At 52.9% G+C, this 12,301-nt stretch carries 12 protein-coding genes and 2 pseudogenes; 11 read left to right on the forward strand and 3 right to left on the reverse strand.

Features of this window, described 5'->3' with window-relative positions:
- Positions 1–77 (forward strand): annotated as a pseudogene (locus ACLJRU_RS15990) (oxaloacetate decarboxylase beta chain); the annotation flags it as partial.
- A gap of 19 nt (positions 78–96) precedes the next feature.
- A complete protein-coding gene (locus tag ACLJRU_RS15995; RefSeq protein ID WP_000602039.1) occupies positions 97–828 on the forward strand; it encodes a triphosphoribosyl-dephospho-CoA synthase in 732 nt (243 codons plus the stop codon).
- 33 nt (positions 829–861) lie between these two features.
- Here ACLJRU_RS15995 and degS read toward each other — a convergent pair whose 3' ends face one another.
- The 3 genes from degS to zapG form a co-directional block, all read right to left on the reverse strand.
- Positions 862–1,932 (reverse strand): outer membrane-stress sensor serine endopeptidase DegS, encoded by a 1,071-nt coding sequence (gene degS, locus ACLJRU_RS16000; protein WP_000497707.1) that lies wholly within the window; start codon positions 1,930–1,932, stop codon positions 862–864.
- 92 nt (positions 1,933–2,024) lie between these two features.
- Positions 2,025–3,392: a serine endoprotease DegQ gene (gene degQ, locus ACLJRU_RS16005; RefSeq protein WP_023235324.1), complete on the reverse strand. Its 1,368-nt coding sequence runs from the start codon at positions 3,390–3,392 to the stop codon at positions 2,025–2,027.
- 156 nt (positions 3,393–3,548) lie between these two features.
- Positions 3,549–3,947: a Z-ring associated protein ZapG gene (gene zapG / locus ACLJRU_RS16010; protein WP_001519074.1), complete on the reverse strand. Its 399-nt coding sequence runs from the start codon at positions 3,945–3,947 to the stop codon at positions 3,549–3,551.
- 192 nt (positions 3,948–4,139) lie between these two features.
- Between zapG and zapE the strand changes: the two genes are divergently transcribed.
- From zapE to nanT, 9 genes and pseudogenes are all read left to right on the forward strand, one after another.
- Positions 4,140–5,264 (forward strand): cell division protein ZapE, encoded by a 1,125-nt coding sequence (gene zapE, locus ACLJRU_RS16015; RefSeq protein ID WP_001191222.1) that lies wholly within the window; start codon positions 4,140–4,142, stop codon positions 5,262–5,264.
- A 302-nt stretch (positions 5,265–5,566) separates the two neighbouring features.
- Positions 5,567–5,995 carry a 50S ribosomal protein L13 gene (rplM, locus tag ACLJRU_RS16020; protein ID WP_000847559.1) on the forward strand — a complete coding sequence of 143 codons (429 nt, stop codon included), beginning with the start codon at positions 5,567–5,569 and terminating at the stop codon, positions 5,993–5,995.
- 15 nt (positions 5,996–6,010) lie between these two features.
- Positions 6,011–6,403 carry a 30S ribosomal protein S9 gene (gene rpsI / locus ACLJRU_RS16025; RefSeq protein ID WP_000829815.1) on the forward strand — a complete coding sequence of 131 codons (393 nt, stop codon included), beginning with the start codon at positions 6,011–6,013 and terminating at the stop codon, positions 6,401–6,403.
- A gap of 199 nt (positions 6,404–6,602) precedes the next feature.
- A pseudogene (locus ACLJRU_RS16030) lies at positions 6,603–7,352 on the forward strand (DUF695 domain-containing protein); the annotation flags it as partial.
- A gap of 265 nt (positions 7,353–7,617) precedes the next feature.
- A complete protein-coding gene (gene sspA / locus ACLJRU_RS16035; RefSeq protein WP_001540979.1) occupies positions 7,618–8,256 on the forward strand; it encodes a stringent starvation protein SspA in 639 nt (212 codons plus the stop codon).
- Between the two features lie 5 nt (positions 8,257–8,261).
- Positions 8,262–8,762: a ClpXP protease specificity-enhancing factor gene (gene sspB, locus ACLJRU_RS16040; protein WP_000366112.1), complete on the forward strand. Its 501-nt coding sequence runs from the start codon at positions 8,262–8,264 to the stop codon at positions 8,760–8,762.
- A 108-nt stretch (positions 8,763–8,870) separates the two neighbouring features.
- A complete protein-coding gene (gene nanR, locus ACLJRU_RS16045) occupies positions 8,871–9,662 on the forward strand; it encodes a transcriptional regulator NanR (RefSeq protein ID WP_000382926.1) in 792 nt (263 codons plus the stop codon).
- Between the two features lie 134 nt (positions 9,663–9,796).
- Entirely contained in the window at positions 9,797–10,690 is an 894-nt protein-coding gene (gene nanA / locus ACLJRU_RS16050; RefSeq protein WP_001029665.1) for an N-acetylneuraminate lyase, read from the forward strand.
- 115 nt (positions 10,691–10,805) lie between these two features.
- The gene (gene nanT, locus ACLJRU_RS16055) at positions 10,806–12,296 is read left to right on the forward strand and encodes a sialic acid transporter NanT (RefSeq protein WP_000108073.1); all 1,491 of its coding nucleotides are present in this window, start codon (positions 10,806–10,808) and stop codon (positions 12,294–12,296) included.
- Positions 12,297–12,301 lie beyond the last annotated feature (5 nt).

The following is a 12,301-nucleotide window of genomic DNA, read 5'->3' on the forward strand; positions in this document are numbered from 1 at the left end:
TGGGCCCGAACGTGGCGGGGGTTATCGGTTCGGCCATTGCGGCGGGCGTGATGCTGAAGTACGTGCTGGCGATGTAATCCAATCTAATCGGGAGCAGTGATTCTGCTCCCGCAAAATGAGGACACAGTAATGAGTGAAATGGTTGCGTTTTGGCAAGGTACATCCATGCCATCCAGAGAAACCATCTTGCGTTATGTTGTTGAGACGGTGAATCAGATAACTGAGCTTGAGCCAGCGCTGCATTTGCTGCCGTGGTCTGGCGTCAACTCAGCAATATATGAGCAACGTTTTGCACAGTGTTACGACGAGGGGCTTTGTGCCGCACAGACGTCGGCACCGAATGTTCCGCAGGGGATTCTGCCATCAACCGATTGGGCTCAGGGTATCGGGTTACTCTGTTTTGCCGCAGGGTATATGAGCGCAGGCGAGCGGCCATTAACACACAATCAGTTATGCGATTTCGTCAAACAGGCGGCTGTTGGTTTATCGCCGATTGAGGGGGAGGCGGCGAGCGGTTTCTCGACGGTACGTAGTATTGCATTACCCGTATTCAGGCGATTACAACGCGATGGTCACGCGTCTCGGGTCCTGCTGTTACAAACGTTGCTGCATCTGGTCGCCTGGAAAAGCGCATCGCAGTATGCGCGTCAACAGGCGCAACGACTGCTCTGGATGGGCGGCATTCTGGGGGAAGGGGGCGAGTCTGGCTTATTGGCACTCGATAAGGCGCTGCGTGAAGAGGCCGTCGGGGAGAAAAGTCTCCCCGCTCTGCTGATCTTCACGAGTTTCCTGGCGCATTTTCCGGCAGGGCCAGTCTTTATTGACTAGCCGTCGAACGACGCAGGCAAAAGCTGCGTCGTTTTAGTTCGACGCCGGGTATTCCTGCACCGTCACCTGGAACGTGAGCTGCTTATCATCCCGCATTACCACGACCGGAATGACGGAGCCCGGGCGGATTTCCGCCACCTGATCCATCGTCTCCAGCGCGGACACGGCGGGTTTATTATTGACCGAAATAATCAAATCATTAACCTGAATACCGGCAAGCGCGGCGGGGCCGTTTGGCGTCACTTCATTAACGACAATGCCCTGAATCGGGTCCATGCCGCTACCCTGCTGCGCGTGCAGCGGCGCGATTTCTCGTCCGCCAATACCGATATAGCCGCGAATCACGCGACCGTCGCGGATAAGCTTATCCATAATTTTCGTGGCTAGCTGGAAGGGAATCGCAAAACCAAGGCCTTCCGGCGTTTCGCCATCGTTACTCTTATCAAAAGAGAGGGTGTTGATCCCCATCAGTTCGCCTAACGAGTTGACCAGCGCGCCGCCGGAATTACCGTGGTTAATCGAGGCGTCGGTCTGGAGAAAATTCTGTCGCCCCGTCGGGTTCAGGCCGATACGACCCGTTGCGCTGATGATTCCCTGGGTGATGGTCTGTCCCAGATTATATGGGTTGCCGATAGCCAGTACGACGTCGCCAATATGCGGTGTACGCTTTGTATTAATCGGGATGGTAGGCAGCCCGCCAGTGGCGTTGATCTTCAGCACCGCCAGGTCGGTAAGCGAATCGGAGCCAACCAGTAGCGCTTCAAAGACGCGGCCATCCTGTAGCGCGACGATAATCTGATCGGCATCGTTAATCACGTGCTTGTTGGTAATAATATAACCACGTTGATCCATGATCACGCCGGAACCCAGCGTGCGGATCTCCAGTTGATTATGCGCGGTACTGTTCATACTGCGGTTATAGACGTTGACGACGGCAGGCGCGGCGCGGCGAACCGCAAAATTATAACTGGCTGGCGTCTCATCGGTACTGTCGAATTGCGGGACGGTGATAGGATTAATTTTGCGCAAAGAAGGCATGACGGCCAACAGAATAGCGCCGACAATTAAACCTATTGCGACCGAACGTAAGAGCTTCACAAACATGATGGAGGCGTCGTTAAAAAAGGGAACGGCAGCAGCATACCATGAGTTAACCGGACATCACATCGCAGGCTGATGCCCGGTTTAAGACAGGATTAGCGCAGCAATAGATAAATGTTCTCGTTGCCGCGTACTACCTGAAGAGCAATGATGGACGGTTTTGCCGCCATCACTTTGCGCATTTCGGCGATAGAACTGATGCGATCGCGATTAACGCCGATGATAACATCATCTTTTTGCAAACCGGCCTGCGCGGCAGGACTGCTTTTTTCGACGCTATCAACCTTAACGCCTTTCGTCCCGTCTTTCAGTTGGCCGTCGCTCAACGTCGCGCCTTGCAACGCCGGGGCGATCATTTCGGCGCTGGCGGAAGAAGAGGTATTGGAGTCCAGCGTGACTTCCACCTCCAGCGGCTTACCATCGCGCAGCAGGCCCAGCTTCACTTTCGTGCCCGGTTCGGTGGTGGCGATACGTGAACGCAGTTCGGCAAAGCTATTCAGCTGCTTACCGTTAAGACTGATAATCACGTCTCCGGATTTCACCCCGGCCTTCGCCGAACCTGAATTGGGTAAAACCTCGCTGATAAAAGCGCCACGCTGAGCGTTCAGTTTGAATGCCTTGGCGATATCAGCGGTCATTTCAGTGCCTTTAATTCCCAGCAATCCGCGTTTGATTTCGCCGAACTGAATCAACTGCTGCGCCAGCGTCTGCGCCATATTGGAAGGAATAGCAAAGCCAATGCCGATGCTCCCGCCCCCTGGCGCGAGGATCGCGGTATTAATCCCGATCAGCTCGCCGTTCAGGTTAAGCAGCGCGCCGCCGGAGTTGCCGCGGTTAATAGAGGCATCGGTTTGAATAAAGTTCTCAAGCCCTTCCAGATTAAGCCCGCTGCGTCCCAGCGCTGAAATAATCCCGGAGGTGGCGGTTTGTCCAAGACCAAACGGATTACCGACCGCCACGGCGAAATCGCCGACGTGGAGTTTGTCGGAATCGGCGATGGCAATTTGCGTTAACTTGCTGGGATTCTGAATTTGTAACAGAGCGATATCGCTCTGGTCGTCGCCGCCGATCAGCTTCGCGTCGAATTCGCGTCCGTCATTCAGTTGAATACTGATCTTCTGTGCCTGATTAATCACATGATTATTGGTTAATACATAGCCTTTCGCGGCATCGATAATCACCCCCGAACCGAGTCCTTCAAACGGCTGGGACGGCTGGTCTGGCAGATCCTCGCCAAAGAATTTTTTAAACTCCTCCGGCACTTTTTGGCTCTGGGCGGCGGTTCCCTCGACTTTTACGCTGACGACAGCAGGCAGCACTTTCTCCAGCATAGGGGCAAGGCTTGGCAGCGTCGCCTGGCCTGGCACCTGGCCTGGTATCGATGCAAGGGCTGGAAACGGCGCCGAAAGAGTTAACCCGACACTTAACGCTAATGCACTTAACAGCTGGGTGTGTTTTTTCATGGATGCTGCTCTCGTACCTTGAATGAACGGATAGACAATTCAAAACAGATTGATGTTATTGAATTTTCAGCCTGGTAACAATGATAATAGCTGGGACAGGAAAGATAGAGAGAGGGCGCAAGCGATGCGCCCGATAAATTTCTTAACGGCGTGCGATTAATCGCGCTTTGCGCCGCTACGTAACAGGCCAGACGCGCCTTCAGAATAATCACGTGGCATTTGTACTGGCGCCTGATCGTTGCTCGCCTCAGACTCCGCCAGACGGTTACGGAACGGATTCGACTCCGCAGACATTTCCGGCAGCAGGCTGCTGGAGCTTTTCGCCATATGCTGGTACAGCTGGCGGTAATCATGCGCCATGGTATCCAGCAGTTCCGCGCTGCGAGCAAAGTGGCTAACCAGCTCTTCACGGTACTCTTCCAGCTCAGCTTTGTTTTTTTCCAGTTCGTACTGCAATGCCTGCTGTTGACGTAACTTACGATTACCAAAACGCATGGCCACGGCACCAATGATGATACCGACGACTAATCCAATTAGCGCATATTCCCAGGTCATGAACATCTCCCGTTGTCTTATGTTTCCGTAGGGTGTTGGCTCCAGGCTCCATGCCCGCGCCTGATTATGCCACTATAACCGCTAATTCCGTAGAAGTGGAATCCCGACAGCATATCGCGTAGTGTAGAACGGCCTTTTTTTCGTCAGCCGTGAACGACGGCACATCGATTTTCAAGGAATAACAATAACATTATGCAAAGCCTTTCCCCTACATCGCGTTATCTCCAGGCACTCAACGAAGGCACCCATCAGCCTGACGACGTACAGAAAGAGGCGGTCGACCGTCTGGAAACCCTTTATCAGGCGCTCACCGCGAAAAAATCGTCGGCTACGCCACCCGGCGGACTGATAGCGCGACTGGGGAAATTATTAGGCAAAAACGAACCGGACGCGCAAATACCGGTTCGCGGGCTGTATATGTGGGGGGGCGTGGGTCGCGGCAAAACCTGGCTCATGGATCTCTTCTACCACAGCCTGCCGGGTGAGCGAAAATTACGCCTGCATTTTCATCGGTTTATGCTGCGCGTGCATGAAGAACTTACCGCGCTACAGGGACAGATCGATCCGTTAGACATTATTGCCGATCGGTTTAAAACCGAGACGGACGTACTGTGTTTCGATGAGTTTTTCGTCACCGATATTACCGACGCCATGTTGCTGGGCGGTTTAATGAAAGCGCTGTTTGCACGCGGCATTACGCTGGTCGCGACCTCCAATATTCCGCCGGATGAACTCTACCGCAACGGTTTGCAACGCGCCCGCTTCCTGCCGGCTATCGATGCCATTAAACAGCACTGCGACATTATGAATGTGGACGCCGGCGTCGATTACCGGCTGCGGACGCTGACGCAGGCCCATTTATGGCTAACGCCGCTTAATGATGAAACCCGGCGGCAAATGGATAAACTGTGGCTGGCGTTAGCGGGGGCCGCGCGCGAGCACGCTCCGACGCTGGAAATCAATCATCGCTCTTTATCCACCCTGGGCGTTGAAAACCAAACGCTAGCGGTCTCTTTCGCTACGCTGTGCGTCGAGGCCCGCAGCCAGCATGATTACATTGCGCTCTCAAGGTTATTTCACACGGTTCTGCTGTTTGACGTGCCGGTCATGACGCCGCTGATGGAGAACGAAGCGCGCCGCTTTATTGCGCTGGTGGATGAGTTTTACGAGCGCCACGTTAAGCTGGTGGTCAGCGCCGCCGCGCCGTTATATGAGATTTATCAGGGGGAGCGGCTCAAGTTTGAATTTCAGCGCTGTCTGTCGCGCCTGCAAGAGATGCAGAGTGCGGAGTATCTCAAGCGGGAGCATATGCCGTAAGCCGGACAAGCGCAGCGCCCCGGCATTGTGCGGTATCATATCTGTGCAACCTCCCCTACCGGAGGGTGAACCAGGCCTGAACAAAACCCGCGGCAAATCGCAAAAAGGGGTCGATCTTTGACCTGGACTTCTCTATAATCCTGCGACCCCACGTTACAAGAGAGTTTTTTCCCAAACTTTCTCTGTGCCGGCCAAACATATCCGAGGGGGTAGGTTTACCGGACTTTGTCGTGTGAACCTCAACTATTTAAAACGTTTGGGTGTTCACCAACGTGTAACTTATTTATTTGGGTAAGCTTTTAATGAAAACTTTTACAGCTAAACCAGAAACCGTAAAACGCGACTGGTATGTTGTTGACGCGACCGGTAAAACTCTGGGCCGTCTGGCTACTGAACTGGCTCGTCGCCTGCGCGGTAAGCACAAAGCGGAATACACTCCGCACGTAGATACCGGTGATTACATCATCGTTCTGAACGCTGACAAAGTTGCTGTAACCGGCAACAAGCGTACTGACAAAGTGTACTATCACCACACCGGCCACATCGGTGGTATCAAACAAGCGACCTTTGAAGAGATGATTGCCCGCCGTCCTGAGCGTGTGATTGAAATCGCGGTTAAAGGCATGCTGCCAAAAGGCCCGCTGGGTCGTGCTATGTTCCGTAAACTGAAAGTTTACGCGGGCAACGAGCACAACCACGCGGCACAGCAACCGCAAGTTCTTGACATCTAATCGGGATTATAGGCAATGGCTGAAAATCAATACTACGGCACTGGTCGCCGCAAAAGTTCCGCAGCTCGCGTGTTCATCAAACCGGGCAACGGTAAAATCGTTATCAACCAACGTTCTCTGGAACAGTACTTCGGTCGTGAAACTGCCCGCATGGTAGTTCGTCAGCCGCTGGAACTGGTCGACATGGTTGAGAAACTGGATCTGTACATCACTGTTAAAGGTGGTGGTATCTCTGGTCAGGCTGGTGCGATCCGTCACGGTATCACCCGCGCTCTGATGGAGTACGACGAGTCCCTGCGTGGCGAACTGCGTAAAGCTGGCTTCGTTACTCGTGACGCTCGTCAGGTTGAACGTAAGAAAGTCGGCCTGCGTAAAGCACGTCGTCGTCCGCAGTTCTCCAAACGTTAATGGGGTTCTGCTTCGGCAGACAACTGTTAGCGAAAAAACCCGCTTCGGCGGGTTTTTTTATGGCTAAAGTCCGAATCCAGTCTCTTTTCCTCCCTATCTTTAGCATTATTCTCATCTTATTCATTTTTCATGCACGCTCAGAGAAAAGGAAGTCACAGTGGGATTTTTTAACGCATTGTTTACTAAGAAAGAGTCGTTAATGCTGTCGAATAAATGGGAATTCTTTATAACAACGGTGGATGACCATGTTACGGGGATACGTGTGGATATCGGCGCCATCCAGGATGAAAAATTTGATCGCCTTATCCATACCGGGTTCTTACGTGTTCATTACACCAACTGTTATGAGAATGGTTTGCCGCAGCCCGATGAAACACAGCGTTTAAATCGTATAGAGGACTGGCTTGATGAAAAGGGGAAGACGTTTCCGATCTGGCTGGTGGGTGTGGTTACCCAACAAGGCTGGCGCGATTTTGTGTTCATGTCGGAAGAGGATCTTAACTGGGAAAAGACGCTGGATAAATTGCTCGCTGGTGGCCCGGAAATCTCTTTTAGTTATAGAGAGAGTCACAATGATAAAGGAAACTTTTACCGCCAGTTCTTGTATCCAACCCGATACGACTGGAACTGGATACACGATTCCCGTGTGTGCCGGGGATTACAGGAACAAGGTGATGATCTGACGCTTCCGCGCGCTATTGATTATTATGCGACATTGCCTACAGAAGTCGCCGCGCGCGACCTGGCGCAAGATATTGCTGCATTACCGTATGGCATAACGCTGGTCAGTATTCGAATGAATGACCCGCAACAGGGGTTTATGGCGTCTTTTATCAGCACCGATGCTCCGCAACAATGGCATATGACAGAAATCACTTGCCAGCTTACCGATCTGGCTGAAAAACATGGCGGCAGTTTTGATGGCTGGGGCGCACCGGTAGTACAGGCATCACAGGCGAAAGACAATATCTCAGGTGGGGCGAGCATTTCAGACCAGGAATATCTCTTTTTCCTCATTTCCAGAATCGACTCACCACAAAGGTCACAAAATCTGGTAAACTATCATCCAATTTTCTGCCCAAATAGCGGGGAATGTTCATTTTTTGTCTCGTTTCTGAGCAATGATGGCTTTTTTCGCCCTGGGTGACATAACATCTGGCTGGTCACATTGTGGCTGGTAGCAGTAAAAATTCTGAATATACCTGGAGGTTTTCATGGCTGTCGCTGCCAACAAACGTTCGGTAATGACGCTGTTTTCTGGTCCTACTGACATCTATAGCCATCAGGTCCGCATTGTGTTGGCTGAAAAGGGTGTTAGTTTTGAGATCGAACATGTGGAAAAGGACAATCCACCTCAGGATCTGATTGACCTCAACCCGAATCAAAGCGTTCCGACACTGGTGGATCGTGAGCTGACCCTGTGGGAATCTCGCATCATTATGGAATATCTGGATGAGCGTTTCCCTCATCCGCCGCTGATGTCGGTTTATCCGGTCGCGCGCGGTGAAAGCCGTCTGTACATGCACCGTATTGAAAAAGACTGGTATACGCTGATGAACGTCATCGTAAACGGGTCTGCTTCCGAGGCCGACTCTGCGCGTAAACAACTGCGTGAAGAGCTGCTGGCGATTGCGCCGGTATTTGGTCAGAAACCGTATTTCCTGAGCGACGAATTCAGCCTGGTTGATTGCTACCTGGCGCCTCTCCTGTGGCGTTTACCGCAGTTGGGTATTGAATTCAGCGGCGCAGGGGCGAAAGAGCTGAAAGGCTATATGACCCGCGTCTTTGAACGTGATTCTTTCCTGGCTTCTTTAACCGAAGCTGAACGTGAAATGCGCCTCGGTCGGGGTTAACCTGTATGGATTTGTCACAGTTGACGCCGCGTCGTCCTTATCTGTTGCGTGCTTTCTACGAGTGGTTGCTGGATAACCAGTTGACCCCGCATCTGGTGGTGGATGTGATGCTGCCTGGCGTGCATGTCCCTATGGAATATGCGCGCGATGGGCAAATCGTCCTCAATATTGCGCCGCGAGCGGTAGGTAATTTGGAGCTGTCTAATGATGAAGTGCGTTTTAATGCGCGCTTCGGCGGCGTTCCCCGTCAGGTTTCTGTGCCTTTGGCTGCGGTGCTGGCGATTTACGCCCGTGAAAATGGCGCAGGCACCATGTTTGAGCCTGAAGCCGCCTATGATGAAGACGTTGTCAGCTTAAATGATGATGACAATACCGCAGGCGCGGAAAGCGAGACCGTGATGTCCGTCATTGATGGCGATAAGCCCGACCACGATGACGACAGTAGTCCTGATGACGAGCCGCCTCCGCCGCGTGGCGGACGTCCGGCGCTGCGTGTAGTAAAATAATCAACAGGCCCTGAAGGGCCTGTTTTGTTTGGTCTCCTCTCGGGTTCACCCTGCTTTTAAAGCTGTGTTACGATAAGCTTGCTATTATTTGCCACCGACCACTCATGAATGGACGTTATGAACGCATTTGATTCGCAAGCAGAAGATTCTCCGACATCCCTCGGGCGTAGTTTGCGCCGCCGCCCGCTGGCGCGTAAAAAACTGTCTGAAATGGTTGAGGAAGAGCTGGAGCAGATGATCCGCCGTCATGAGTTTGGCGAGGGAGAACAGCTACCGTCTGAACGTGAATTAATGGCCTTCTTCAATGTGGGACGTCCCTCCGTGCGTGAAGCGTTAGCTGCGCTGAAGCGTAAAGGTCTGGTGCAAATCAATAACGGCGAACGCGCCCGCGTCTCGCGCCCCTCCGCTGATACCATCATCAGTGAACTGTCGGGTATGGCGAAAGATTTTCTTACTCATCCTGGCGGCATCGCTCACTTTGAACAGCTACGGCTTTTCTTTGAATCCAGCCTGGTACGCTATGCGGCGGAACATGCTACCGACGAGCAGATCGCGTTGTTAACGAAAGCGCTGGAAATTAATAGCCAGTCGCTGGATGACAACGCGCTGTTTATTCGTTCGGATGTCGAGTTTCACCGGGTGCTGGCTGAAATTCCCGGCAATCCGATCTTTATGGCTATTCATGTTGCTCTGCTGGACTGGCTAATCGCCGCTCGCCCAAGCGTTCCCGATCGTGAGCTGCATGAACATAATAACGTGAGTTATCAACAGCATATTGTGATTGTTGATGCCATTCGCCAGCGAGATCCCGATAAAGCGGATCGCGCTCTGCAAACCCACCTCAATAGCGTTTCCGCTACCTGGCACGCGCTCGGTAAAAAAAGTCAAAAAATGCGGTAGCGATCGCACCTCCGATCCCGGTTTAGTGAAGCAGATCGCACTATAAGCGTTCTGTATTATTTGCTGCTTATTTGATCTGGTATAACAGGTATAAAGGTAGGTAGTTAATATATTCATCATCCGTAGAGGTAGGTATGGCAAAAGCATTGCAAGGCGTAATGGCGGCGTTGTTGACCCCATTTGATCATCAGCAGCAACTGGATAGCGAAAGCCTGCGCCGTCTGGTGCGTTTTAACATCGGGCAGGGTATCGACGGGCTGTACGTTGGCGGTTCCACCGGGGAAGCATTCGTACAGAGCCTTGCTGAAAGAGAGCAGGTACTGGAGATTGTCGCCGAAGAGGCGAAGGGAAAAATCACGTTGATCGCCCATGTCGGGACAGTAAGCACCGCAGAAAGCCAGCAGCTTGCCAGCGCCGCAAAGCGTTACGGTTTTGATGCGGTCTCTGCGGTGACGCCTTTTTATTACCCTTTCAGTTTTGAAGAGCACTGTGACCACTATCGGGCAATCATTGATTCCGCAGATGGATTGCCGATGGTGGTATACAACATTCCGGCGTTAAGCGGCGTAAAACTTACCCTCGATCAGATCAATACGCTGGTGACATTACCGGGCGTGAGCGCGCTGAAGCAAACCTCCGGCGATCTCTTCCAGATGGAGCAGATCCGCCGCGCGCATCCGGATCTGGTGCTGTACAACGGTTATGACGAAATCTTCGCTTCCGGTCTGCTGGCGGGCGCGGACGGCGGTATCGGCAGCACATACAACATTATGGGCTGGCGTTATCAGGGGATTGTTCAGGCATTGCGTGAGGGCGATGTGGCGAAAGCGCAGCGTCTGCAAACCGAGTGCAATAAGGTTATTGATTTACTGATTAAAACCGGCGTATTCCGCGGCCTGAAAACGGTCCTGCATTATATGGACGTGCTATCGGTGCCGCTGTGTCGTAAACCGTTTGCGCCTGTTGATGAAAAATACCTGCCGGCGCTCAAGGCGCTGGCTCAACAACTGATGGAAGAAAAGGCGTAACAGCATAATGCCGGGGGCGCTACGCTTGCCCGGCCTACAACAGTGTGAACAGTAGGCCGGATAAGGCGGAGCCGCCATTCGGCATAACGACAACAAAAATCGTCGGGAGAGTAAAATGAGTACTTCTACCCAGAACATCCCGTGGTATCGCCATCTCAACCGGGCGCAGTGGCGGGCATTTTCCGCTGCCTGGCTGGGATATCTGCTTGATGGTTTTGATTTTGTGTTAATTGCTCTTGTACTGACTGAGGTACAAAGCGAATTTGGGCTGACGACGGTACAGGCGGCAAGCCTGATTTCTGCGGCTTTTATCTCTCGCTGGTTCGGCGGGTTATTACTGGGCGCGATGGGCGATCGCTATGGGCGTCGTCTGGCGATGGTCAGCAGCATCATTCTGTTTTCGGTGGGAACCCTGGCCTGCGGGTTTGCGCCCGGTTACACCACCATGTTCATCGCCCGACTGGTGATTGGTATGGGCATGGCGGGCGAATATGGTTCCAGCGCGACCTATGTGATTGAAAGCTGGCCAAAACATTTACGCAATAAGGCCAGTGGTTTTCTGATTTCCGGCTTCTCCGTCGGCGCGGTCGTTGCCGCGCAGGTGTACAGCCTGGTGGTGCCTGTCTGGGGCTGGCGCGCGCTGTTTTTCATTGGCATTTTGCCAATTATCTTCGCCCTCTGGCTGCGGAAAAACATTCCGGAAGCGGAAGACTGGAAAGAAAAACACGCGGGTAAAGCGCCGGTACGTACGATGGTCGACATTCTTTATCGGGGCGAACATCGCATCATCAACATTTTAATGACTTTCGTCGCCGCCGCTGCGCTGTGGTTCTGTTTTGCCGGTAACCTACAAAATGCTGCGATTGTGGCGGGGCTGGGACTACTGTGCGCGGTTATCTTTATCAGCTTTATGGTGCAGAGCAGCGGTAAACGCTGGCCCACTGGCGTCATGCTGATGCTGGTGGTACTGTTTGCTTTCCTCTATTCCTGGCCGATTCAGGCGCTATTACCCACTTATCTGAAAACCGAGCTGGCCTACGATCCGCATACGGTGGCGAATGTCCTGTTCTTTAGCGGATTTGGCGCGGCGGTTGGTTGCTGCGTAGGCGGTTTTCTTGGCGACTGGCTGGGAACGCGTAAAGCATATGTCTGTAGCCTGCTGGCCTCGCAAATCCTCATTATTCCGGTCTTTGCGATTGGCGGCACAAACGTCTGGGTTCTGGGTCTGCTACTGTTTTTCCAACAGATGTTGGGGCAGGGGATTGCCGGGATTCTACCGAAACTGATCGGCGGTTACTTCGATACCGCTCAGCGCGCGGCGGGGCTGGGCTTTACTTATAACGTCGGCGCGCTCGGCGGCGCGCTGGCGCCGATCCTGGGAGCGCTGATCGCTCAACGTCTGGATCTGGGCACTGCGCTAGCATCGCTCTCTTTCAGCCTGACGTTTGTCGTGATCCTGCTTATTGGGCTTGATATGCCGTCTCGCGTACAGCGTTGGCTACGTCCGGAAGCGTTACGCACCCACGATGCTATTGACGACAAACCGTTCAGCGGAGCCGTACCGCTTGGCAGTGGTAAAGGTGCCTTTGTAAAAACGAAAAGTTAATCCGC

It is taken from the genome of Salmonella sp. SAL00653, from assembly GCF_046552515.1.
GTDB lineage: Bacteria > Pseudomonadota > Gammaproteobacteria > Enterobacterales > Enterobacteriaceae > Salmonella > Salmonella enterica.